Raw genomic sequence first — 25178 nt, forward strand, 5'->3', positions numbered from 1 at the left:
TGTTCTCTCTCCCGCGTGGAGTATAATGCTGAGGAAGCGATCCATGCGAGGATGCAATGCAGCGGTCGCAGCGATGACTGAAAGCAGCGCTTTCTTATTATTAGGAAAGGGGGAGAGAGCATGGCTGAGAGGGCCACTGAGCCGCCCGAGCTGGTCACGGCTCAGCGCGAGCACCCCGCCCAGCCACAGCCAGAGCAGGCGGCCTGCACGGCCCCAGCGTCGGTCACGAGCAGCCCGACATCTACCCTGGCGGAGGGGCAAGCAACGGAGGAAGCAGTGATCTCCACAGGCGAATCTGCTGCAGAGACAGTACTGTGGACGCCAGGCTTTATTGTGGTCTTTGCCCTGACCCTCGGCCTGGGCCTCAGCGCTGAGTGCCTTCTTACCAATGGCTGGCAGGCCCATCTCTACGGCGGCAACTGGCCCCAGCTTGGTCATCTGGCGGCGCTGCTCTTGCTCTGGTTGGCGCTCCTCGTTCGGGGACGAACGGCCTGGGTCCGGCTGGGAGCTATCTTCGGCTGCTTGTGGGCCTGTTTCGTGGGCATCAACCTGCTCTTCAACCTGCGCGCCAGCGCGGAGCCGGCGACAGTCGCTTATTTGAACGTCTCGGGCAATCTCTCCTTGCTGGGCATGTATCTCTGTTTCGCTACGGAGCAGGCCCGCTCTCCTCGCTGGGATAGCTGGTTCTTCGCTCTGGCCCTGGTGGGAGGCAGCGGCGCGGTCCTGATCGATTATCTCGTAACAGCCCCAGATCAGCGCTCTCTCGTGACGGTAGCCGATGCCATTGCCGCCGTGGCGCTCTGGCTGGGGCTGCTGGTCTGGTGGCTGCGCCCGATCTGCTGGCGCCTCCACCCGGGTCCCACCTTTCTCTTCGGGCTTTTCCCGATCATCATCCTGATCCTCTCGATCCCCGGTATCACGAACAGCTTTAACAATCTGTTCTTTCTTCAGGTGGCCGACCTCTGCCTGCTCCTTGGCGGACTACGCATACTCCAGGCTCAGCGCGTTCTCCCCCGTTCCTGAACGGGACTGGCGGACCAGGCCCCACTTCCAAGGCGCCCATGCGTTCCCTTTCTTAGGAGGAAAGAAAGCAGCTAGCAGCGCGGGCCAGGCTGGAGTAGCGACGCCTGGCGCCAGGCCCGCAAGTCTCTGCCCCGCGCCCACCTGCGCCCACCCAATGGGCGCTTATTCCAAGTACAGGAGGTCACAGGCTCCGATGTCTGCACAGTCCGAGCCAGAGCGCGCTGACGATCTGCATGCCACGCTAGCTATCAGCGCCGAGGAGGCCCAAACCGGCACCAGCCGCGTGCTGACCTTGCCTGACGGGCGCCGGTTGCCGATGACGCTGCCGGCGGGCATGCAGTCAGGCCAGCGGCTCAGCCTGGCTGGCCAGGGACGGCGTCGAGAGGACGGCACCTATAGCACGCTGCATCTGACGATTGTAGTCTTGCCCGGACCGCCGGCGGCGGCGCCTGCGTCAGGCTCACCCGAGGCTGAGGCCCCCACATTGCTGAGCGGCCAGCCAGGGCAGTGGGCAGCCCATCCCGCGCTCATCAGCGCCGGGCCGCCAGGTTCGCCCCCTGGCTCAGCCTCACAGGGGCCCCCCCCAGGCCCGAGGCGCTGGTCACGGCAGCGCACGCTCCTGATCGCGACCCTGATCATTGGGCTGCTGCTTGCCAGCAGCCTGGGCTTTTTCCTGGAGCTGCAGCAGCGGCACGTCCGGGAGGAGGCAAACACCACCGCGACCAGCGCAGCGCTCACCGCCGCTACTGCCACCAGGCAAGCGGCCCGGCGCACCAGCACTGTCACCCAGGCGACGGCGGCGGCCCAGGCCACCGCCTCGACGATTGCAGCTTACCCTAACCCCTACCCGCCAGGTGGTGGCAGACTGGTGCTCTACGCGCCGTTGAGCGATGCACACAATAGCATCGGCTGGGAAACCGGCACGCACTGCGCCTTTCAGGCCGGGGCCTACCATGTGATGGCGCAGGACCCGCGCTTCTTCGAGAAATGCAGCAACGGCCTCAGCTATCGCGACTTCGCCCTCGAGGTCACCATGAGCATCGTTAAGGGAGATCAGGGTGGGCTGCTTTTCCGCGGCGATATTGACAAGGACACCTATTATCTGTTTCAGATCGACACCAGCGGCTTCTGCTCACTTTTCGCCTATACCGGCAACGGGAACGAGGCTCAGGAGCTGGCGCGCAGTATCGCCCTGAGCTTCGAGCGCGGTCAAGGCAGCACTAACCTGCTGGCCCTGGTCGCCCGAGGGTCGAGCCTGACGCTCTATCTCAACCATGAGCCGGTGATCAAGGTAACAGACGGACGCTACCGGCTGGGTCAGGTGGCCCTGCTGGCAGTGCCATTTGCCGATGAGGGCCAGGAAACAGAGGTCAGCTATCGCCATCTCAAAGTCTGGGCTTTCTAAATCCCGAGGAGATGGTGTATAATACCCAGCCAGGGAAAAGCGACAGATCCACACAGCCTGGCTAGCTGCCAGCCAGGCAACTAGTCAGCGCAGGGTAGGCAGGTACACAGCACAGGTAGGTACAGAGGAGCGCGAAGGAAGCAAAGTATACGACGAGAAAGCAGCTTGCATGCAACGCTAAGCCTAGAGGCTCGGAGAGGGACGATCCATTATGACCACAACTGCCACCATTCCCAAGGGGAAGTATCACATCTGGACGGTCGGCTGTCAGATGAATCAGGCCGACTCGCAGCGCATTCAGAGCATGCTTGATGAACTGGGCTGGGAGGAAACAAGCCTGGAGCAGGCCAATCTAGTGGTGCTCAACACCTGCAGCGTGCGCCAGGCGCCCGAGGAGAAGGCTCATAATCTGCTTGTGCGTCTCAAGCAGATGAAGGAGCGGCGCGGCGACCTGTTGATTGCTCTGATGGGCTGCATGATCGGCAACCAGAAGACCATCGACGAGCTGACCCGCCGCTATCCCCATATCGATTTGCTCTTCAAGGTCGAGCAGGCGGATATCTTGCCGCGCTTCCTCGAAGAGCGCTGGACGCCTATCTCCGGAGCGGGCTGCCTGGACATCGAGTACCAGGATGACAGCGGCCAACTGCATCAGTTGCAGCCGCTGCCAGCGGAACGAGCGGAGCGTCCTCAGCAGAGCCAGCCGGCGCCGACGATTGCCACCTCGCTCAATCGCAGTGGCCAGCGCACCGTGTTGCCGATGGCAATCACGCCGCGTCCTGGGGAGCGCGTGGCGCACTACCCAACCAAGATCGAGGCGCGCTACGTGGCACCTACAGCCTGGCTACCGGTCATTCTGGGTTGCAATAAGGTCTGCACCTACTGCATCGTGCCTTATCGCCGGGGCCGCGAGCGCAGCCGCCCGCTGGACGAGGTCTATGCTGAGGCGCAGTCACTGGTCGCCAAGGGCGCGCGTGAGCTGACACTGCTGGGCCAGACGGTCGAGGCCTATGGTCTCGATCTGCCGGGTCAGCCGGACCTGGCCGACCTGATGGAGAAGCTTAGCGAGATCGAGGGCCTCAAGCGCATTCGCTTCATGACCTCCTACCCGCGCCATATGACGGATCGGATGATTCAGCGCATGGCGGCTTTGCCCAAGGTCTGCGAGCATGTCAATATTCCCGTGCAGTCGGGCGACGACGCCGTCTTGCGCCGCATGAAGCGTGGCTATACGATCGCCGAGTATCGCGAGCTGATCGCCAAGCTGCGGGCCTGGTGGCCTGGCGTTACGCTCTCGACCGATGTCATCGTGGGCTTCTGCGGCGAGACCGAGGAAGAGTTTCAGCATACGCTCGACCTGCTGGCGGAGATCCGCTTCGACGTGGTCCATGTGGCCGCCTACTCGCCGCGCCCGGGCACGGTGGCGGCCCGCTGGCCCGACGATGTGCCGCTGGCCGAGAAAAAGCGCCGGCTGCATGCCGTCGAGGAACTGCAAGCCCGCATTGCGCTAGAGCTGAATCAGCAGTATGTCGGACGGGTGGAGGAGGTATTGATCGAGGAAAGCAACACGCTGCATGGCCGCCGTCAGTGGAAGGGCCGCAACCGCGGCAATAAGCTGGTCTACTTCCCTCCTGCTGATGACGAAGGACATCAGTCCTTCCATGATGGACGCGAGGCGGGCATCGACCTTGACGCGCTGCGCCCCGGCGACCTGGTGCAGGTACGCATCGAACGCGCTACAGCCTGGTCCTTGCAGGGTTGCGCAGTTGCGGTATAATAGGCGGGCCAGAATCTGGCCCGTGGTATTTTGCAGTTCGTTCGTAGATGGAGGTGGCATCTGATGACGCAAGCGCTATCGGCGGAGGAGAAGGCCCGGCTGAAGAAGCAGTGGACGGAGTTGGCCATTCAGCAGGCCCTGGCCAGTCAGTGGCAAGAGGCGGTAGTCACCAACCGCAATATCTTAAGTCTCTTTCCAAATGAGGCCGAGGCCTACAATCGTCTGGGCAAGGCCTACCGCGAGCTGGGTATGTATGCCGAGGCCCGCGAGGCCTACTCACAGACACTGAAGCTTAATCCGAATAATACGATCGCTCGCAAGAACCTGGAACAGCTCGCTTTGATCCAGGAGGATCAGGCGCGCGTCAATGCCGCAACTGTCGCTATCGATCCAGTCATCTTCAATGAAGAGCCTGGCAAACGGACAACTACCGACCTGATCAACCTGGCTGAACCCCAGGTCTTGGCCCGGGTCAGTACCGGCGAGAAGGTCCAGCTTGAGCGCGACGGCCATGCCATCTATGTGCGCTCCGCTACGGGCGAGCGGATCGGCCAGATTGAGCCGCGGCTGGCCAACCGCTTGATCACTTTGATGGAGCATGGCAATCGCTATGAGGCCGCCATCTCCACGCTGGATAATAGCCATGTCCGCGTGGTGATCAGTGAGTCATATCAGCATCCGAGCATGGTGGGTACGGTGAGCTTCCCGGCCCAGGCTGGTGGTGAACTCGTCAGGCCGTACACGAAGGATAGCATGCTGCGCTATGACCGCGATGAGGAGGATGAGCTGCTCAGCGAGGATGAGTACTATGAGGGCACCGAGGATAGCGATGAGTTCGGCGACCTCGACTTCGAGACCGGTACCGATGTCGAGGAGTAGGCTGGCTCTCGCGGTCTTGGGCCGGTGTCCGCTCTGCTTCGCGATCCCTCCTCTTTGAGGTGTTTGTTGGCTTGTCCGTCAGTCGGTCGGTCGCTGCGCCGGATGCTACCCGTGCTATCCCTCTTCACTTCCGTACTCTGAAGACAAGCAGACTACTCTGATCCTGGAAAGAGGTTGTATGCTCTATGAATAAGCGGAAACGAGTCGCTCTTCGCAAGCATCGCATTAAGGAGAAAAAACGCAGGGAGAAGCGCAAGGCTCAGCGAGCTAGCGCAAGTGCGGCTTCGAATACGGCGCGGCGGTAACGCCGCGCTTCCCTGTTGTATGGAGGCGCTGCGATGACTAGCCCGTCCCCCGCTTCAGCGGCGACGGTGCGCAATGTGCTTACCTTGCTCGCATCCCGCGATGCCCAGCTTGTGGCTGGCGCCGAGGGGTTGGAGCGCCGTGTGACCTGGGCCTTGCGGATGCGCGCCCGCCTGCCGGCTTTTGAGAGTATCCGTGGCGGTGAGTTGGCTCTGCTGAGTTTGACGCAGCTGCGCCGCCTCGATGAGACGCTGCCCCATTTGTTGCAAACCCTGCACCGGGAGGGGATTGCGGCGGTAGCCGTGGCCGCTCCGTCGATCGAGGCCCTTGGCTCAGAGGCGGAGGCTGTAGCCAATCGTCTGCATCTGCCGCTGATCTATCTGCCGGCCTCGGCCCCGCTGGAGGAGATCGTCCGCGAGGTGATTACTTTTGTGGCCAGCTTCCGCAGCGAGATCGAGCGCCGCGCGACCGAGGTGGCTCACCAGTTGATGCAGCTCAGCGTCCAGGGCGTCGGGATTCAGGGCCTCTGCGAGCATCTGGCTCGTGTGACCGGGAAGTGGGTGGTGGTGCAGGATGCTGACTATTCGCCGCGCTGGCAGGTGGCTCCCCCTGGCGCTTTGCCGGAGGGCATGCTGCCCGCTCATCTGCCTTCTTTGCAGGATGAGGACCGGCTGCGTCAGGAGGGCCTGGCTCGCGTCGTGGTTCCGATTGTGATCCGCCACGAGATCGTCGGCTACCTCTCTTTGATCGGCAGAGAGCAGACCTTCGATTATCAGGAGCGCCTTTTGCTCGGCCAGGTCTCCCCGATTCTTGCCCTGGAGTTTGTACGCGAGCGGGAGCGCAGCGAGGTAGAGAGCCGCTATCAGTTAGAAGCTTTCCTTGATGTGGTTCAGGGCAACTACCAGCAGCCGGAGGAGATGCAGGCGCGCGCCCGCTTGCTGGGTCACGATCTGACACCGCCTCAGGTGGTGGTAGTTTTTGAGCTGTCGCCGCAGCATGCAACACCTCCCACCGGGACTATCATCGCCGGCTGGAGCCGGCGCGTGCGTGAGGAGCTGCTGCGCTCCTGGCCCTCGGCCTGGGTGGTCACTGAGCAGCAGCGGGTGACGGCTTTGTTGCCTCTCGGCGATCTGCGTACGGGTAGCAACGATGCGCGCTCTGATCATGAGTTAGAGCAGGCGCTTTTTTCGCGTCTGGAACGGGTTCACGGCCGTATTCTGCAGAGCACCAATTTTCTCAAAGGGGAGACTGCCGCTTCTGGGAGCAGCCGGGCAGCAGGGCGCGGCGAGAGTGATCCTCTCTATTCTGTCGGGATTGGGCGCATCGCTCAGCAGATCCAGGGAATCGGGCAGTCGATGCGCGAGGCTCAGCAGGCCCTGGAGATCGGGCGCCGCCTCTTCGGCGAGGGCCGCTTGCATTCATTTGCTCGCCTGGGGATCTATCGCCTGCTCTTCCATCTCTACGGCCATGAGGAGCTGAGGGCCTTCTACCGCGAGACACTCGGTCCGCTCCTGGAGCATGATAGCCGTGGGGGGGAGTTGATCGAGACGCTGGAGTGTTTTTTCCGCTGTAATGGGAACCTCAGTGAGGCGGCCCGGGCTATGCATATGCACCGCAATTCGCTGCTCTATCGCCTTGAGCGCATTGAGGAGCTGCTTGGGCAATCGCTGGAAGATTCAGAGTTGCGACTCTCTTTACAGATCGCCCTCAAGATTCGCTATATGCTGCAGGAACGTTAAAAATACGCCCTTTCTCCACCTCATTTGGCGACCTGCCAGTCCTCTCTTCAAGCTTTATCCCTACCAGGGGCCTGCCTTCGCTGGGGCCGAAATCTCAGCCATAGCCCGATGGTCAGTAATAGCTATCAGACAGCCATCATTGTGCTATCCTTTACAAGGGTGTACCACGATGACCCAATAGTCAAGAGCAGGGCCATTGTTTCCAACTTTTTCCGGCGCTCCGCCTGCGCCTTCTCCTTGCAAAGAGGCAAGAAGCAACCCAGGGTATGTTTCTCCCGTAGCGATGGCTATGTATTAGTAGAGCTGGCTTCTGATGCTGCGACGACGATGTGGGTCCTGCTCGTCCTGTCTGGTAATACGGATGTGAATCGCTGAGAAGCGGTAATCAGCTGAGGGTCTTGAGTGAGTGCAACTGAGCTACAGCGAAGAGAGGACTGCTGGCATGCGCATTGCGGTTTTGTCGGACATTCATGGTAATCCCATTGCTTTGGAGGCCGTTCTAGCCGATATTCAGACCCAGGGGCCAATTGACGAGTATTGGATTCTGGGCGATCTGGTCGCCATTGGTTATGATCCTGTGACTGTGTTGGAGCGAGTGACGAAGTTGCCGAGGGTGCGCTTTACGCGAGGCAATACGGACCGCTATGTGGTGAGCGATGAGCTTCCCATTTCGATTGAGCAGATCCGGGCCCAGGGCCGCCTTGAGATGCTGCCGAAGCTGCTGAGCACGGTCAAGAGCTTCGCCTGGACGAAAGGATATGTGACGGCCACCGGCTGGCTGGATTGGCTGAGCCGTCTTCCTCTTGAGCAGCGGCTGACGCTGCCCGATGGCACGCGCTTGCTCGGCGTGCATGCTGCTCCAGGGACCGATGACGGCCCTGGTATTCATCCCCGCCTGAGTGAGGCTGAGCTGGAGGCGCTGGTGAAGGACTGCAATGCCGATCTGATCTGCGTCGGCCATACACATATTCCGCTCGATCGAACGGTGGCCGGTGTGCGGGTGGTGAATCTGGGCAGCGTGAGTAACCCGGTGACTCCAGAGCTGGTGGCAAGCTATGCTATTGTGAAGGCGAATAATAGCGGTTACCAGCTTCAGCTACGGCGCGTTCCTTATGATCGAGAGGCGGTGATGGAGGCGATCCGGCGCGTGCGTCATCCGGCAAGCGATTATTTGCTGGGCTACATGCGCGGGGAGTATGTGGCCCGCAAGGGTTGATGGCGGTTCGTCGAGCGTCTCAGCTTTAGCCTCGTCCGATGCTCTTCGCCGGCTTGCGTGTTGCCTGTTTGTTCGCTAGCTGGGGCAAGCCACAGGCCAGGGAGCGAGGGGTGAGCACAGGCTGCCTCTTGCTGCAGCACAGCGGGGATCTGGTCGGGTCGGGCCGGGCAGCCAGGCCCGCAAGGCTGTTGCTCATTGATTACTCGATAGCGGGGATAGGAGCTATGACCGATTATTGTGGTCAGCAGTTCGGCCATTATCGCTTAGAGCGCTTGCTAGGGGCGGGAAGTTTCGCGCAGGTCTATCTGGCGACCCATGTGCACCTGCAGACGCGAGTCGCGGTCAAGGTGCTGCACGCGGCGCTTGGTCCCGAGGCGGTCGAGCAGTTCCGTCGCGAGGCACGCACGATCGCCGCGCTGGTGCACCCGCATATCGTGCGCGTGCTGGATTTTGGTCTACATGAGGGGCATCTGCCCTATCTGGTGATGGACTATCTGCCGGGCGGCTCGCTGCGCCAGCGCTATCCGCGTGGGAGTCGTTTGCCGCTGGCGCTGGCTCTGAGCTATGTGCGCCAGGCGGCGGAGGCGCTGCAGTATGCCCACGAGCGGCGCATCGTGCATCGGGATGTGAAGCCGGAGAATATGCTGGTGGGAGAGGATGGCCTGCTGCGGCTGGCGGATTTCGGCATTGCGACTATCCTGGAGACAACGGGGTCGCTGGGCCAGGCTGTGGACGGCACGGCTGGTAGTCAGAATCTGGCGGGGACGGTGCTCTATATGGCCCCGGAGCAGATTCAGGCCCACCCACGCCCGGAGAGCGATCAGTATGCGCTGGCGGTGGTGCTCTATGAGTGGCTCTGCGGCACACCGCCTTTTACGGGCAACTTTGCCGAGGTGGCGGTACGCCATTGCACGGTGATGCCGCCTCCTCTGCGTGCCCAGGTGCCTGAGCTGCCGCCGGCGCTGGAGGAGGTTATTCTACGGGCTTTGGCCAAGGATTGGCGTGCCCGCTTCCCTTCGGTGCGCGCTTTTGCGGAGGCGCTGGAGCAGGTCAGTGGGGTGGCGGTGATCAAGGCCGGCGCCGGCTCTTCGCTCCCTTTGTCAGCTCCGGGGGGTGGCCTTCTCTCGGCTGGGGTCTCCGCTGCCCTGCCAACGGAGCAGGCCCCCGCTGCTTTTTCTTACTATGCTGAGACGGGTGCGCCTCCGCCGCGCCTGCCTCCTCCTCCAATGGCGCTCAATTATTTGCCGCTCCTGCGTGGTCCAGTCAGGCTCAGGCAGCTTCTCTATCTGTCGATCCATGCTGTTATATTGATTGTGCCTTTCTTGCCGTTGTTATTACTGCGTCCACCTTTGCAGACCCTGGGCCTGCCCCTCTGGCTCTATACTGCGGTCGGTGGTTCGCTGGTGGGCAGCGGTACGCTATTGGCGGGGGCGCTATGGGGGAGCTGGCGCGGAGCACTGGTGAATGGGATCTATGCGTCCTTTCTGGCGGCGATTAGCCTGACAGGGCATTGGCTGGCTTTTTCTCCATTTCTGCTCACGCCTCCTGTGGCCGCCTTGCTGACTGGCTGGATCTATGAGCATCGAACGCTGCGCGGCTTGGGGCGCGCGCTCTTCGCCTTGCTGCCGGGTGCTTTGCTGCTGGTGCTGGGGCCGCTACTGGGCAATCTGTTGGGAAAGACAGGCATGGCCGAGGTCACGCTGGCTTTGCTGGTGACGCTGGCAACGTTGATCCCTGGCCTGACGAACGGGCTGTTGTGGAGTGTGCTGGCGTCCTTGCTGGTGATGCTTCTGGTCAGCGCGATGGTTGAGATGGCCCTGCAGCAATGGCTCGAGCGCCAACAGGGTTGAGGGCATAGGGGAGAGAGACCAATGTTTTGCTCCTGCTTCCAGCCTACGCCTGTCTCTCTCTCCCCTCACCATACTGGCTGCTCTAACCCCAGATAGGCCATCGCTTCCTCCCTCCTGTAGACGTGCAGCCACAGCCCTCCCCCTTCCAGCTCTTCCACCCCCGCCCCCGGCGTCTCCTTCAGCCGCTCCCTCCCCAAACGCTCCACTACCTCCGCACTGTACAGGTTCTCCCTGTAGAGATATCTGATCTCCACTCGCTCATCCTCCCCTCGCGGCAAGGGCCGCTCCGTCTGCTCCCTCAGATACACCACCAGCGGCCTCCAGTACCGATAGAGCAATAGCGGCAGCTCCACCTCCCAAAACCCGCGCTTGCCGTCCGTGTTCAGAAACTGCTCCGTCGCCCACGCATACGCCATCTCCGCCGGCACTTCCTCCTCTTCATCCGCCGGACAGTAGAGCGTAAAGCCCCAATCCAACCCCTTCAGCTCCCCTTCCCGTGCCGCCGCATAGATATCAATCGCGACACGCTGCTGCGGATCCAGCGGCTCGCTGAAGAAGCGCCGGAGCCGCTCCTCCAATTCAGGCCAGATCCTCGGCTCCAGCAGCGCCTCCCGCTCCTGCTCCGTCAGCTCCCTCACCTCCGGCTCCTCTGGCAAAAAGAGCAGACCAAACCACAGGTGAAAAAACCTCTTCTTTTCCTCTCCCCAGAGGTCCAGCAGGATAAAGCCCCGCTTGACCAGCGCTTCCAGAAAGGGACGCACTACTCCCGGATCGCGAAAGTCTTCCGGCCTCCTTAAGCCCATATACCAGAATTGCGTTGTCTTCATATCTATCCCTCCACTCTCTCTCCCCTCACCACACTGGCTGCTCTAACCCCAGATAGGCCATCGCTTCCTCCCTCCTGTAGACGTGCAGCCACAGCCCTCCCCCTTCCAGCTCCTCCACCCGCGCCCCCGGCGTCTCCTTCAGCCGCTCCCTCCCCAAACGCTCCACTACCTCCGCACTGTACAGGTTCTCCCTGTAGAGATATCTGATCTCCACTCGCTCATCCTCCCCTCGCGGCAAGGGCCGCTCCGTCTCCTCCCTCAGATACACCACCAGCGGCCTCCAGTACCGATAGAGCAATAGCGGCAGCTCCACCTCCCAAAACCCGCGCTTGCCGTTCGTGTTCAGAAACTGCTCCGTTACCCATGCATACGCCATCTCCGCCGGCACTTCCTCCTCTTCATCCGCCGGACAGTAGAGCGTAAAGCCCCAATCCAACCCCTTCAGCTCCCCTTCCCGTGCCGCCGCATAGATATCAATCGCGACACGCTGCTGCGGATCCAGCGGCTCGCTGAAGAAGCGCCGGAGCCGCTCCTCCAATTCAGGCCAGATCCTCGGCTCTAGCAGCGCCTCCCGCTCCTGCTCCGTCAGCTCCCTCACCGCCGGCCTCTCTGGCAAAAAGAGCAGACCAACCCACAGGTGAAAAAACCTCTTCTTTTCCTCTCCCCAGAGGTCCAGCAGGATAAAGCCCCGCTTGACCAGCGCTTCCAGAAAGGGACGCACTACTCCCGGATCGCGAAAGTCTTCCGGCCTCCTTAAGCCCATATACCAGAATTGGGCTGTCTTCATATCTATCCCTCCTCATCATTCATACACTATATTTCACAGTACTCACAACAGCTACTACTTTTCCTTTATATTTTGACAATAAATTCATAATAGAATTCGGAATTTTTCCAGAACGTAATTTATTCTCATTAAATATTAAATATATTTTTCTATCGCCATAAAGATCTATATATCTGTCTATTTGTTTTTCAAACCGATCTATATCAGAACTTATATTTTTAGAATCGTAAGACTTTAATTCAATTAAATCCCCATAAATATCTATCGCATCAGGCCCGAGATCACCATCGGGAGCGACCGGTTGCAAGGTTGCAATCAGAGAGAGATGATCATGAACCCACTGCAGCTCAAAGAAGGCGCCCTTGAACCCTGCGGCATTCTCCCCGAGACGCAAATTGGCCTCCAGCTCAGCCAGACCACCAAAGCGTCGCAGCGTTGCCTCATCGATATCCAGTAACTCCATCAGAATATAGCACCAGTAGACAGGGTGGTGTTCGCGAATATCTTCAGCGAAGCCTTCTCCATAGAGAGCCGAAGCCTTCTCAAAGGTACCCACCTCACAGTGATCCTTATCTCGCTCCTTCATTGTGGGATCAATTGGGAAGGGATCGACGAGCACTTCTGGCGTGGCCTGCGGCTCAGGAGTCTGCTCCGGCTGCTGCTGCTGCGGTTGAACTGGAGCCTGCACCTGTTTCTCGGCTGGCTTCTCAATTAGTTGGATAGCAAGCAACACCACATTCTCCAGCGAGGCGATGACCCCGAATGCGAGAGGCCCCAAGAGTTCCAGCGCAAAGAGACCCACGTCCACCTCGACAAAGGCAATAGCCAATGGCACATCCCCCACGCCATCGGTCGCAATTGCCACGCCTGCAAGGCAGATCACCTCGACAGCCAGTACAAGTATATCAAAGTATAGAATCCACTTTAGATTCTGCAGTTCCCAGTCATAGAGAGCTTTCACCTGCTCATTGATCACTGACTGTCTCTCCCAGAACTGCTGTCCGGGATCGCTGTCGCTTGCCAGCAATCGTCTCAGCGAAGTTGCGATCTGGCCGTAGCGCCGCTCCACTTCATCAGCCAGGTCTCCACTGAAGGCCAGGGAAGGGTTGCCATCTCCCTGACGCAGGGCCGTTAGCTTCTGCTGTACCTGATCCAGCATAGTCTGATGAATCGCTCCCAGAGTATGGGCCTGCCGGCTATGCTGGTCCAACAGATGTTTCAGTGGGGTAACGAAATAGGTCTCCAGCAAACGACGAATGAAAGGCAATGGTCCTTCACGAATCATCCCCTCAGCGACCGTGCTCAGCACCTGAACGGGATCAGCTCCTTTACTGCTCGCCCGATTGGCCAACGCAGGCAGGACCTCCAGAGGATTCAGCCCGTGCTCGCCCAGCAGACGAATAAACTCCTCCATTCCACTAAAGTGGAAACCCAGCGCAGAGACCACGTGAGCGCAATAGTCTTCAAAAGACAGACACGTGCCAACAATGTCACCGCTCAAGTCCTGCCACCAGGGCATGGCTTCCTCCCTGTATCAGTTATCATAATGATCCAATCCCTAGCGCGGTTCAAAATCGCGAGCTAACTCGTCATCCAGACTATTCATGCGGCTGACCCCTTCTTCGAGCAGACTCGCCAGAGCGTAGAGGGCCTCATAGCAAGCGCGGACTTGCTGATGCCATTGCTGGAGCTTCACCACCAGGCTATCGCCTCCCGGCACAAGGCAGCTCCAGGATCTCGTCAGCTCCAGATATGAGTCAGGAGCCCCAGAGAAATGCTGGCAGTGGAGATCCCACTGCTGATCAAGCACCTGCCGTATCTCCCTGGCAGTGCGTAGCATCTCAGCGACAGGGTAGCTGATCTTTTCAGGCATGGCCACTTCTCCTTTCGACTGATGCAGGCCGTCAGTTCTTCCTCACAGCCTCTCTCATGCTTGTATATGCTATCTAGTGACTTCCACTCCCATCACACCGGACCGCTCCTAATTAAGACCACCAGCAATGGAATCACCTGGCCACCCTTCGCATGCTCTTGCCATAGTGGTCATATGACTCTGGTACTTTTTGGTACATTTGCCGTAATCCTCTGCTTCTCACCGAATTTAACTATACCAAGTAAATCGTGAGCAAAACAATGTGTCTCAGGCAAGATTGCCTGAGACAAGGGACCGAAGGAGCAATAGAATGCAGCCAGTCAACAGAAATCACTTCCAGCAGTGGCTGAAGGCCCTGCGCGGCAGGCATGGCCTCTCCCAGGAGCAATTAGCGCACCGTATGAGGTGCAGCGCTAACTACATCTGGAGGCTGGAACATGGGAAGCGCTACCCAAGCAAGGAATGGCTTCAACTGCTCGGGCATGTCCTCCAACTGGAGGGAGAAGATAAATCCACCCTGGAGCTATTCATACAAATGACAGACATGCTCTCGTGCCAATGGAATAAAGGTGACTAAGGTAGCATGGTGACTCGCTATCATTATGAAACGATATCCTACTGCCAAATAGGCAGCTTGACAGTGAAGATGAGAAATGGATATATTACTGGCTGGATGAGCCTTCAGAAGGAAGGAAACGACGAATGGCCGACTATAGCGGCCACCTGCTTGGTCATTATCGCCTGGAGCGTTTGCTAGGCCAGGGCAGCTTTGCCCAGGTCTATCTTGCTACCCACCTGCATTTAGGAACACCGGCAGCAATCAAGGTCCTGCACCAGGCCACGAATCACGAGGCGATCGAGCAATTCCAGCGAGAGGCGCGCACGATCGCCCCTTTGGTGCATCCACACATTGTACGCGTCCTCGACTTTGGGCTGCACGAGGGACGCTTCCCCTATCTGGTCATGGACTACCTTCCCGGCGGCTCTCTGCGCCAGCGCTATCCAGCCGGTAGCCGCTTGCCGCTCGCCGTAGCGCTTGACTACACGTGTCAGATCGCTGAGGCGCTGCAGTATGCCCATGAGTCGGGGATCATCCACCGTGATGTCAAGCCCGAGAACATGCTGATTGGGCACGATGGCAGTGTGCTGCTCGCAGACTTTGGCATTGCGACCATCGTCTCCAGCACTCGCCTGCAAAGCACTCAGGATCTGGCGGGGACAGTGACCTACATGGCCCCGGAGCAGATTCAGGGCTATCCTCGTCCAGAGAGCGATCAGTACGCGCTGGCCGTGGTCCTCTATGAGTGGCTGGTCGGTGCTCCCCCCTTTGCTGGCAGCTTTAACGAGATCGCGGTTCAACATTGCACAGCGGCGGTGCCCCCACTCCGCCAGTATGTGCCGGAGATCTCGCCGGATATCGAAGCGGTCATTCAGCGCGCCCTGGCCAAGGATTGGCGGGCTCGCTTCGCCAGCGTGGAGGAATTCGCTTCCGCTCTGCAGGAAGCAACCGCAGAGACGGTGCGCAGCCCTCTGGGGGTCCAACAGCCACCCCTGACTTCGCCCTCATCTGGCTCGTCGCCATACCTCGGGTATGCAGGCAGCTCGCTCTCTCGTTCTTTACACTCATCGCAGACTGCGTTTCAAACAGCTGTAACGGAAGCTGCACCGCCCTTAGACCTCCAGCCCGCCAACGCCAAGTCCAGGCCAGGCCTGAGAGGCGCGCAGACTCTGGCTATGCTACTCTACACGCTGGGAATGGGGATCGGCCTGGTCTGCCTTTACCAGTACTCCTTCAGAGCCTCCTCGGAAACTTGGAGAACTCTTATTGAGCTGCTGCTATTGGTACTCTTTCTACCAATGGCAGGCACTCTGGCAGGCGCCCTCTTCAAGGCTGGCAAAGGGGCCTTGGTCAGCGCAGTCATCGCCTTGATCCTCATAGTCAACGCAGTCTTTCCACCTTCGCCTTTCTCCCTCTGGTGGAGCCTCTACTTTGCTGGCCTACCCCTGACCTCAGTCATCACCGGTATCTTCTACGAAGATGATACAGACCCTTCCATGGAAGATGATACAGACCCTTCCATGCGAGGCCCCACCGCTCATGGCTGTGGTATGCTCTTTATGGAGCTCTGGCTCGTCGGAGATGGCTTGCTCTCTGCATGGGTCATGGGAGGCTTTCAGCATGGAGCTGCCAGCGTATTACTCAGTACTCTCCTGACCGGCGGCTGCGGCATCCTTATCTCCTTGAAAGTTGGTGCCAGACTGGCCTACTGGATCGAAAAATCCATAAGATTCATATTAAGCATCTTCCGCCGTTCCTGAAGGCCCGGCCCTGGAAGCCACCCGCGTCACCCTTCCGCCCGCCGCGCGCTGCAAGCGATCCTGTACCGCCAGCCCCAGGCCCACAGGCCGAAAGCTGCGACAGAGAATGACGTCGACAGCCGCCTCCTCCAGCGCGCGCAGGCTCGCAAAGAGGGCCGCCGCCACCTTCTCCGGCTCCTCCAGCGAGGCTGGCGCACGCACCAGCGCCCCACCTTCCTCACAAGGGCGCAGCGCCTCTCTATCCTCAGTCGCCGCCAGGATACCAACCCGCTCGCCACGCTCCAGGCGACGCAGCGCTTCCGCAACGATAGCCGCACGCTGGGCCTCATCCTCTCCCTCGAAGAGCAGCAGAGGCACCGTCGGCGAATAGTGCACGAGCATCTGACCGGGCGAGCGCTGGGCCTGTCCCTCCTCGCGCTCGGCCTTGTCAGAGGCCGTGGTCCGCGGCGGCAGAGGCGGCTCTATCTCCGGCAGCACCTCGCGCAAAGCCTCCAGGCTGGTCCCACCGGGGCGCAGGATACGCGGCACCGGTGAGCAGAGATCGACCACCGTCGACTCAACACCGACCGGCGTTGGCCCACCATCAAGAATGAGCGGTACACGCCCACTAAGATCCGCCAGCGCATGCTGCGCCGTTGTCGGGCTGACATGTTTGAAGCGGTTGGCGCTGGGCGCGGCGATGGGCCTGCCGGCAGCCCGAATGAGGGCGCGCGCCACGGGATGGCTTGGCATGCGCACGGCCACCGTCTCCAGGCCCGCTGTCACCAGGGTCGGCACTTGCTTCCCACGCGGCAAGATCAACGTTAATGGGCCAGGCCAGAAAGCGGCGGCCAGCCGCTGCGCGCGTTCCGGCACAGCAGCAGCTACCGTCTCCAGCTCTTCCATCTGTGCTATATGAACAATGAGCGGATCAGTCAAAGGGCGTCCCTTGGCGGCAAAGATCCGGCGCGCCGCCTCTTCCCGCAGCGCATCGCCCCCCAGGCCATAGACGGTCTCCGTTGGAAAAACCACCAGCTCGCCCGCCCGCAGCAGCGACGCCGCCCGCTCAATGATCTCCGCCTGCGGCTGCTGCGGATCAACAGCGATCACTTCCGTTTGCATTGCCTTGCTGTTGTCGACCATAAGTACTGTGAGCAACCACCTTCTTGACGTGCTTACAGACTTTCTCTCTGACTTTCTGAATGGGAGCCGGCCAGCGCTCTGCCCCATCCATCACCAGGTACAGTAGCACGGAAAGGCGATCTCAACCTCCCAAGTCGCGGTCCCATTCTTAGTCTTACAGCGCTTAGGGGCAGCCATCTCTCTCCCCAAGCAGGCTTGCTAGCCTGGCGACCTAACGCTCGCGCCCATGTTTTGGCTCCGGCCCCTGTCCCATAGTGCCCTGGCCAGCAAGAAAGCGCTCATAGTCGGCGAAGATGGCACGTGTCTCCTCTCCCAGACGGCGCAAAGCCTCGTCGCGCTCTAACCAGAGCGGCTCACCCTCCAGGCTTGAGCGTAACTGTCCACCGATCACCTCGCCACAGACGACCGCCGTTAAGGAACTCATCTGCGTCACAGAAGCACTCACCAACCAATAGCAGCCGATAATGCTCCGGGCCCGAATATGCAGGCCGGTCTCTTCCTCACATTCACGTACCGCCGCCTCTAGCGGCGTTTCGCGCCAGCGGATGAAGCCCCCGGGAAAGCTCCACGTGCCCCGAGCCGTGCGCACCACCAGGAAGCGCCCTCGATCCTCAACCACAACATTGACCGCTCCCAGCGGCGGGAGATTGCCCCCGAGCAGCAGGTTGAGCAGATTGAAGCAGATACTGACAACGGCCTTGAGCAGGCTATAGACCACAGATTGCGTCTCCCTACATTAGCCTACTATATGCTATGCTTCCCATTGTACTCCATGTGAGAAGAGCGCAACCTGCTTGCCTGGCCCTCTCAATAACCGTGGTCTGAAACAGCGCAGAGAAGGCTGCGACGGATCGATCGATCCGTCTGACAGCAAAAAAAATCCCGCTCCCAGGCACGAGGGAGACATGGACCGGGCCTTTCGTCAAGGCATAATCTGCTAGCAACCAGCCAGCTCCAGTCGGCAGCAGGCAATGAGGCAGCCTGGCGTCCACCATTACCCTAGAGCGAAGGCGTCACAGATGAGGAATCTGCTGCATCAGCAGTATGGCGAGCGTCGGCTTGCTGACCAGCCCCTATTCGTTCCCGCTGCACCTGCTGCGCTTCCTCTCTGCTCCGGCAAATAATCAGTTCGTGGTCGCCAATACGAATGTGGTCGCCTATCTGCAGCACCTGACTGCCCTTCTGCTCCAGGCGTCGGCCATTGACAAAGACTCCTTCGGCATTATCGCCATCGAGAATGAGGAGCTTCGTCCCCTCACGTTTCAGGAAGGCGTGACGCCGTGAGACGCGCCGATCTCCTTCAAGCAGGATGCCGCTATCGCCGGCGCGCCCGATAGTGATTTCCACAGCAGCCAGCTCCACAAGGGTCGCGGGGCGCGCCGCTGTCGCCGGTGGCAGCACGAGCACACACGCCGGAGGATCATTTGGCTGAGGTTCTTCAGCAGCAGCCGCTAATGGCTCAGGCTCAGACGGCGGCTGTGGCTGCTCTGCTGACTGCTCTCCTTCTCGTCGCGCAGTACTCGCCATGTCCCCACTCCCCTCATCTTCGCGGGCCGCTACCACCATTTCAGCAACACCCGCCGTCTCGGGCAGCGTCTCCGAGCGGGAACCATCAGCAGTCAAGGCCGTCTGCGTCAGACCAGTGTCAGCCTTCTCAGTCGGGGGCCGGGCCTGGAGACCGGATAGCACTTCGAGCAAAGATAGCTCAGCCGGAGGTCCGGGCTGCACGTCACGCCCATCCGCTGTTCCAGCAACAGACTCAGTTTTTGCCGCTTCACCCTTGTCATCCTCCTGTTCGCCAGCGACGGGAGCCGCCGCCTCCGAGGAGGCAGGCGCAGGTACACCAGGCGCCGCCACCGGAAGAAGAGGCTGTTCAGGAGCCGTGGCTTGTGATGCGTCAGCAGAGGACTGGGTCGCCTGTAACAGGGCCTCCAAATAGGTCAGAGCGGAGCCAGGCTCAGAGCTGCTCCCACTGTGGTCACCGTCACCAGTCGTCTCTACAGCCACTGCTTCCGCCGCTCGCTCCTCCTCGGGCCGCCTGGTGGCCGCCTCTGGAACGGGCTGGTTTTCCAATGCGCCGCTCATGGCAGGCACCGCTTCCGGCTCTCCACCTTCACCGGCAGAGCACTTTTCATCAGCGACCGGCTCCGGCTGCGCTATCGGAGAAGAGGACGGCTGAGCACCATCATTGTCACCTGACGCCCGCTCCCCATCAGGTTCATCGCGGAGGCCGTTCCCATTGCTCGCTTCAGCTTCGGCCACTATCAGCCTTGCCCCGGCCTGCTCTTCAGGCACGCTTGCTGCAGCTTTTTCTGTATTCTCTACAGCTTGGGCCTCTGTCTGCTCCTGAGTATGAGAGGCTGGCGACAAGGTTTCTGGCTCAGTCAGGACCTCAGCATCAGTCGAGGGGACTGGTACCGGAGGCTTCGCCTCGCCAGCGATCGTCGAAGGCTCTGTTTCATTGGTCGCGCTCGCTGGCAGCGCACTTTCCGGCCTCAGAGCCTCCTCCTCGCTGGTCGCGGTAGCGACTATCTCTCCTTGAGGTTGCTCCTCAGCACGCGCCTCGGGAGCGACCTGAACACTCGAAGCAGCCAGGCGCTGCACAGACTGCCGTAGGGCCTCAGCAAAAGCCAGCACCGAGGGATAGCGATCCTCGGGGTAGACCGAGAGCGCACGGCGAATGATCCCTTCCATTTCCAGAGGAACCTGGGGATTCAGCGACAGGAGAGAGGGGAACGACTCACTGAGCTTAGCTTGGGCAATCTCCTCGGGCAGGCCCAGATAAGGGGGGCGTCCGACAATCCAGGTGTAGACAATCACCGCCAGAGCAAACTGATCGCTAGCCTGAGTGGCTCGCCCACCGAGCTGCTCTGGCGCTGCCGTCACCGGCATCACCGGACGCTGCAGCCGCCCAAAGCGGCGCACAAAGTGAGCCAGCCCCGTATCGGCCAGCATAAAAGGGGCATAATCTGACGCACCCTCCACATTCGGCCCACGCAACACCATAATATTGGCTAGAGTCAGTCCTCCATGTAGATAGCCGGCATCGTGAATATGCTGGAGCGCCTGCGCCAACTGATGGGCATAACTGACCGCCGCGGACAGCTCCAACGGTGGGCTAAACCACAAGCGCCCATCGCTGTTCAAGAGCGAGCCACTGCTGAACAAGCGCCGCGCCACATAGAGACTTCCATGCAGCTCTCCATAATCGAGCACCGGCGCCAGGTAGCGATGAGTTAGCTGACTGATTCCCTGCATCTCGCGGAAAAACTGCCGCCGCGCCGCATCCGAGAGCGGCGCCCAGGGATGCAGCAGCTTCAGCACCACTTTGCGTAGCAGCAGCGTATCCTCCGCCTCATAGCTTTCACCGGCTACCCCGCTGCCAAGAAGCTTGATGACACGATAACGTTCGAACCTCTGGCCTTCTCGCAATGCCGGCATAGGCGACCTCGCTTTTCCCCAGATAGCATCTGTCGCTATTGTAGCATGTTTCTGCTGGCAGACAGCAAAGCAGTAGTACTAAATCGGGAAACCTTGTTTCGTAGTAGAAAAGCCGTAAGGCTATGAACAACCTTCTCCAAGATGAGGAGATAGCAGCGAAGCGCGGCCCTGGCCCGAACTTGGCTCAGCATTCCCCCTCGCTATCAGGGGCCTGCTCCTTATCTTTTCCATCAGGGGAGTGGGCCCCAGGCTCAGCGGCAGCGGCTATGGTCGTCGGCGACGTCTCTTCCGCGCGCGAGACAGTTGCCAACGCTCGCGGCCTTTGCTCTGCAGGAGCTGCCTCACCCGCTCGCCCATCGTGATCCTGCTCCCGGTGAGCGAGAGTGGCCGACTTTTGCCTGCTCAAGCGAGCGCGACGCAGACGGTAGAGGAAGAGCGCCGCCAGCCCAACGACAAGCAGCACCAGGGCCCCAGTCCAGCTAATGGCACGCGCCAGGTGCTCGACAGCCGCAAAATTATCGTGGAAAACGCGCCCGGCAAAGTAGCCGAGCAGCCCGAAGACTGTCGCCCAGACAACGCCGCCTGCCGCATTATAGACCAGAAACGTCCGCCAACGCATGCGGTTGACCCCCGCCAGAAAGGCCGCCCAGGCCCGCAGCACAGCAATGAAGCGTCCAAAGAAGACGGTCTTGTCACCGTGACGTGCAAAGAACCGCTCGGCCCGGTCCAGATGCTCGGTCTTCAGAAAGATGTAGCGTCCAAAACGCTCGACCAGCGGCCTGCCGCCGTGACGCCCGAGCAGATAGCCCAGGTTATCGCCCACAATGGCCCCAAGCGCTGCGCAAGCGATGACCAGAGGAATTTGCAACTGGCGATCGACCCCGGCCAGGAACGAGGCCAGCAAGAGCATCGTCTCCCCAGGGAACGGAATTCCCGAGCTTTCAATCATAATAAAGAGAGCTACTGCGAGATAGCCCCAAACATGCAGCGCCTCTTGGAGCGTCTGCAGCGAGATAAGCGCTGCCAGCGTTCCCAGCGATACCATTGGCCGGCTGACAATGCTCATCAGCGCCAGGCGCAACCACCAGAACATGCCGCCTCCTTCCCCCTCAAGCGGGTTCCATATCACAAATCAAGCAAGCAATCTTTTACCGGGCCAGTATACGCCCTGGCCCGGTAAAACACAACCTCAAGAGCCAGACGAGCGAAGCAAGAGACCTCCTTTGCCCCCACCATCGCCATGTCGCCTGGCTTGCCACCAGCAGCCCAGCCAGGCCAATCCGAAGGCCAGACTGGGCGGGGCCACGGCACTGAGGCCCATCCAGCCGATCCAGCCGCCATTAGCTGGCAAGTAGCCGCGAGAAAGATAGATGGCAAAAGCTGAGAGCGAGAAGACGAGCACAAAGACCTGTAAGGCATATTCTAGAGCTGGAGAGCGCTCGTATAGAGGAAAGGCAAGCGGGGCCAGAGCTACCAGCCAGGCCAGGTACCAGGGGAAAAACCAGGGAGTCACCAGAAAGATGGCCCCCATCGTCAAGAGTGAACCGACGGCCCAGCGCTGCAGTTGAGGCCGCCTCCAGAGTAATCCCAGGGCTCCCCCCAGAGTCACCAGTAGAGCCAGCCCCTGGACAATGTTCCAGGTGCTCCGCTGCCCTAAGACGGCGAGCAATGCCCCCCTCACACCGGGCAGCGGCTGCGGATGATAGTGTCTCCATTCCTGGATAGCACGCAGAATCGAAAATTGCCCTAGCTCACGACTCGTCGAGGGCGGCGCTATCAGGCTGAAGACAATTTCATGAGGGCTGTGACCGAACCAGAAAGGGAAATAGGCCAGCCCTCCCAGGCCAAGCCCACAGCCAAGCGCCAGCAGGAGCCGGGCTAAGACCGGGCGCCAGCATCGACGCCAAGCCGGGAAGAAGCCTTGTCCCCCCTCACGCTGGAGCGTCCGCATGAGGAGCAAACAGACGAAGAGTACCCAGCCTAGCAGCGCCGTAAACTTGATCAAGGCCGCCGACAGCATGAATGCCAGCGCCGGTAGCCAGTAGCGCGCACGCTCAAGGCGTGCGCCCTCGGCATCAGCACAGCACCAGCAGCCCAGCAGCAGGCAGGTCATCATTACGACGTCGTTGTGAGCCCCCAGAGCGCTTTCGATGAGCATGAGCGGATTAAGCCCGTAGAGGATACCCCCCACAGTTATCACACGCTCTGAACGCCCCAGCGCCCGCAGAATGAGCACAATCAGGCCCATGTTGAGCAGGTGGGCCGCCAAAGCAAGGAGACGAAAAGCCAGCACGTAGGCCACGGCATTGGCTCCCAAGAGCCAACTCAGAGCCGCACAGATGAGCAGCCAGAGCGGACCATAGGCCGCTACCGCTGTTTTCCAGTCGTCTAACGACGCCAGGGGATCATTCGGAAAGGCCGAGAGCGGGACAAAGTAGGGGTTAGCCCCATGCGCTACCATGACGCGGCCATAACCAGCGTAGACAAAGATATCGTGCGAGAGCATGCCAGGCGCGACGACAAGTATTCCTCCGCACACGAGCAGAGTCAGACCCACTAGCCCCAGCAGTTGGCGACGCTGACGCGCCGTGGTAGCCCAGCCCCAGGCCAACCATAGCATGGCCCCATAGAGCAGGAAGAGCATGAACACTAAGAAATGAAAGGTCAGGTCCGCCTTGTCTAGAAACGGCAGGACGCTTGAGAACAAAAGCACCAGACGCAAGGGCAGCCAGAGGCCAAGGGGCCTCAAGACGGTTCCCGGAAGCTGGCCAGCGACAGGATGCTCGGCTAGCTGCTCTAAGGGGGCGATGGCCATCACAATACAGGTCAGGTAGAGAGCCAGCAACAGGGTGGCAAATAGGAAGCGAGCGCGCAGACGTGTCGGTGTCATGCGCTCCTCACGTCCCTTTATCTCGATCTGTTTGCTTTCAGCCATGAATCTGTGTATCATGTACCATCTATCGCGCTATCAGGCGCATCCTGCCGAGCCACCCTCTTGGCAGCGCGAGCCAGGAATAGCGCCCAGATTCAAGTTGCCGATGCTCCGGCTTGCTCCATGCTCCGACCATCCTCGCCTTATTCTCATACCATCCTCACCTCATACTCACACCATCCAGAAGCCCATGATGAAAATAATGCTCAGCGTTGCCTGGAGAGGCGGAAAGATCAGAGTGATCGCCTGATGGAGACGTGGATGTTCGCAGGCGAGGGCCGCCAGCGTCATAAAGCCCGGAAACATCTCCAGGACAAAGCGCTGATTAGAGATGAGCGAATCCGGTTGATTGATACTTGGTTCGATCAGGTAAAGCAGCAGCAGGGCAGCGATCCAGAGCGTATAGCTGAAGCGCAGGCGACGCCAGCCCAGCACCGCCAGCACGATAAAGCCCAGGGTGGCACTGAGATCAAGCACCAGATGAACCGAGAAGAGCGAGCCCGCAGGCTGTAGCCAGAATAGCTCTACCAGCGCCTTCCAGATGCCTTCCCACGGCCAGACAGTGCGATGGGCCCAGCGATATTGCACTGCCGCAAAGCTGAAAGGCGAGTGAAAAAGGTGCCAGCAATAGAGACAATAGAGTCCTGTTCCTAGCGGGATCAGGACTACTGGCAGGACTCGCAGGATGAAAGCGCGCCACTCGCCCCGCTCGGGAAACAGCCCCAGGCTGGTGCGGGTTGCCCAGGCTTCCCAGAGGTAAGGGAGCACCAGCAGGATGCCTGGCGAGCGGGTCAGGGCTGCCAGCATGCCGAGCAGCCCGGCCAGCCACCAGCGCCTGCGACGCAAGGCCAGGAAGCAGCTTGTGACCAGCAGCAGGAAGAGCGATTCGTTATAGGCGGTGAAGAAGAAAAAGGCGGTCGGGAAAATGCAGAGGTAGAGCAGCGTGCGACGGCTCACTTGCTCGCCCAGGGCTTCGCTGGCCAGTTGATAGAGTGTGAAGAGAGAGCCGAGTAGGGCTAGATTGCTGATAATCACCCCAAAGATGAAATAACCGTGATTTCCAACAATATGGGCACAGATACGGATCAGTAGTGGAAAAAGTGGAAAGAATGCGCTGTCAAAGGGACTGCGATAGCCGAACTGGGCAATCTCCACATAGTGAATCGCATCCCAGCGCTTCCAGGACATGGCTGCCGCCAGCAGGCTGACTGGCGGCGCTATATACTGGGGAGGTCGTGGACCATTGAGCAGAGTATAGGCAAAGTAGGTTACGAGAATCAGTGCAATGCGGCTCAGAATAAACAGCCAAAGAATATCGGCGGTTGGCGCACGTTTCATAGAATAATGCTCTTTGCTCCTTCCATACCAAGGATAGGATGGGATTGCAGGAGCGACCTTCTCCCGCTATCTTTCTTTGCTTCCTTGCTGACATTCACTGTTATAACGAGCAACCCAGGGGGGTGGTCAAAAAAGCCTTTCTTCTCCCAGTGATCCGCTGGCTTCTGGCCAGGATGAGCGCTGAGAGTCAGGCATATGATAATCAGCCTTTTGATTCTTATGCTGACCTTCTCCTTCTCACTTTGCTCGACAAACGCATCCAGTGGCGCTCCTCGCCGTCGTGGCCGCCCTCTCTGCCAACTAGCTAGCTGGCTGGTAGCGCAGTGGTCTGGCGAGCTGGCTCAAGC

19 protein-coding genes are annotated in these 25178 nt (G+C 59.9%); 9 read left to right on the forward strand and 10 right to left on the reverse strand.

What is annotated here, in order from left to right; genetic code table 11:
* Window positions 1-120: 120 nt before the first annotated feature.
* From AC6H1L_RS04285 to AC6H1L_RS04315, 7 genes are all read left to right on the forward strand, one after another.
* Complete coding sequence (locus AC6H1L_RS04285) at window positions 121-1023, forward strand: hypothetical protein (protein WP_497600304.1); 903 nt, start codon at window positions 121-123, stop codon at window positions 1021-1023.
* A 193-nt stretch (window positions 1024-1216) separates the two neighbouring features.
* Window positions 1217-2428, forward strand: a complete 1212-nt coding sequence (locus AC6H1L_RS04290; RefSeq protein ID WP_497600305.1) for a LamG domain-containing protein — start codon at window positions 1217-1219, stop codon at window positions 2426-2428.
* Window positions 2429-2639: 211 nt separating this feature from the next.
* On the forward strand, window positions 2640-4205 hold the full coding sequence (locus AC6H1L_RS04295; protein ID WP_497600306.1) for a MiaB/RimO family radical SAM methylthiotransferase: 1566 nt from the start codon (window positions 2640-2642) through the stop codon (window positions 4203-4205).
* A 63-nt stretch (window positions 4206-4268) separates the two neighbouring features.
* Entirely contained in the window at window positions 4269-5084 is an 816-nt protein-coding gene (locus tag AC6H1L_RS04300; RefSeq protein WP_497600307.1) for a tetratricopeptide repeat protein, read from the forward strand.
* Between the two features lie 338 nt (window positions 5085-5422).
* Complete coding sequence (locus tag AC6H1L_RS04305) at window positions 5423-7126, forward strand: helix-turn-helix domain-containing protein (protein ID WP_497600308.1); 1704 nt, start codon at window positions 5423-5425, stop codon at window positions 7124-7126.
* Window positions 7127-7568: 442 nt separating this feature from the next.
* A complete protein-coding gene (locus AC6H1L_RS04310; RefSeq protein ID WP_497600309.1) occupies window positions 7569-8342 on the forward strand; it encodes a metallophosphoesterase family protein in 774 nt (257 codons plus the stop codon).
* A gap of 224 nt (window positions 8343-8566) precedes the next feature.
* Window positions 8567-10192, forward strand: coding sequence for a serine/threonine-protein kinase (locus AC6H1L_RS04315; RefSeq protein ID WP_497600310.1), 1626 nt, complete (start codon window positions 8567-8569; stop codon window positions 10190-10192).
* Between the two features lie 65 nt (window positions 10193-10257).
* On the opposite strand, the gene AC6H1L_RS04320 is transcribed toward AC6H1L_RS04315, so the two are convergent.
* The 4 genes from AC6H1L_RS04320 to AC6H1L_RS04335 are packed head-to-tail and all read right to left on the reverse strand — an operon-like array spanning window position 10258 to window position 13679.
* Window positions 10258-11019, reverse strand: a complete 762-nt coding sequence (locus tag AC6H1L_RS04320; protein ID WP_497600311.1) for a hypothetical protein — start codon at window positions 11017-11019, stop codon at window positions 10258-10260.
* Window positions 11020-11044: 25 nt separating this feature from the next.
* Entirely contained in the window at window positions 11045-11806 is a 762-nt protein-coding gene (locus AC6H1L_RS04325; RefSeq protein WP_497600312.1) for a hypothetical protein, read from the reverse strand.
* Between the two features lie 19 nt (window positions 11807-11825).
* Window positions 11826-13325: a hypothetical protein gene (locus AC6H1L_RS04330; protein ID WP_497600313.1), complete on the reverse strand. Its 1500-nt coding sequence runs from the start codon at window positions 13323-13325 to the stop codon at window positions 11826-11828.
* A 39-nt stretch (window positions 13326-13364) separates the two neighbouring features.
* On the reverse strand, window positions 13365-13679 hold the full coding sequence (locus AC6H1L_RS04335; protein WP_497600314.1) for a hypothetical protein: 315 nt from the start codon (window positions 13677-13679) through the stop codon (window positions 13365-13367).
* Window positions 13680-13989: 310 nt separating this feature from the next.
* Between AC6H1L_RS04335 and AC6H1L_RS04340 the strand changes: the two genes are divergently transcribed.
* Together AC6H1L_RS04340 and AC6H1L_RS04345 are read left to right on the forward strand one after the other, a co-directional pair.
* Window positions 13990-14256: a helix-turn-helix domain-containing protein gene (locus tag AC6H1L_RS04340; protein WP_497600315.1), complete on the forward strand. Its 267-nt coding sequence runs from the start codon at window positions 13990-13992 to the stop codon at window positions 14254-14256.
* A 125-nt stretch (window positions 14257-14381) separates the two neighbouring features.
* Complete coding sequence (locus AC6H1L_RS04345) at window positions 14382-15998, forward strand: serine/threonine-protein kinase (RefSeq protein ID WP_497600316.1); 1617 nt, start codon at window positions 14382-14384, stop codon at window positions 15996-15998.
* Here the strand turns inward: AC6H1L_RS04345 and AC6H1L_RS04350 are convergent.
* From AC6H1L_RS04350 to AC6H1L_RS04375, 6 genes are all read right to left on the reverse strand, one after another.
* A complete protein-coding gene (locus tag AC6H1L_RS04350) occupies window positions 15975-17099 on the reverse strand; it encodes an L-threonylcarbamoyladenylate synthase (protein WP_497600317.1) in 1125 nt (374 codons plus the stop codon). The two genes, AC6H1L_RS04345 and AC6H1L_RS04350, sit on opposite strands and share 24 nt — an antisense overlap.
* 232 nt (window positions 17100-17331) lie before the next feature.
* The gene (locus tag AC6H1L_RS04355) at window positions 17332-17838 is read right to left on the reverse strand and encodes an NUDIX hydrolase (RefSeq protein ID WP_497600318.1); all 507 of its coding nucleotides are present in this window, start codon (window positions 17836-17838) and stop codon (window positions 17332-17334) included.
* 281 nt (window positions 17839-18119) lie between these two features.
* Window positions 18120-20561 carry a protein kinase domain-containing protein gene (locus tag AC6H1L_RS04360; protein ID WP_497600319.1) on the reverse strand — a complete coding sequence of 814 codons (2442 nt, stop codon included), beginning with the start codon at window positions 20559-20561 and terminating at the stop codon, window positions 18120-18122.
* 184 nt (window positions 20562-20745) lie between these two features.
* A complete protein-coding gene (locus tag AC6H1L_RS04365) occupies window positions 20746-21654 on the reverse strand; it encodes a DedA family protein (RefSeq protein WP_497600320.1) in 909 nt (302 codons plus the stop codon).
* Window positions 21655-21750: 96 nt separating this feature from the next.
* Window positions 21751-23496: an MptA/MptB family glycosyltransferase gene (locus tag AC6H1L_RS04370; protein WP_497600321.1), complete on the reverse strand. Its 1746-nt coding sequence runs from the start codon at window positions 23494-23496 to the stop codon at window positions 21751-21753.
* A gap of 168 nt (window positions 23497-23664) precedes the next feature.
* Complete coding sequence (locus tag AC6H1L_RS04375) at window positions 23665-24831, reverse strand: mannosyltransferase family protein (protein ID WP_497600322.1); 1167 nt, start codon at window positions 24829-24831, stop codon at window positions 23665-23667.
* Between the last annotated feature and the right edge of the window lie 347 nt (window positions 24832-25178).

Source organism: Thermogemmatispora argillosa, assembly GCF_059696725.1.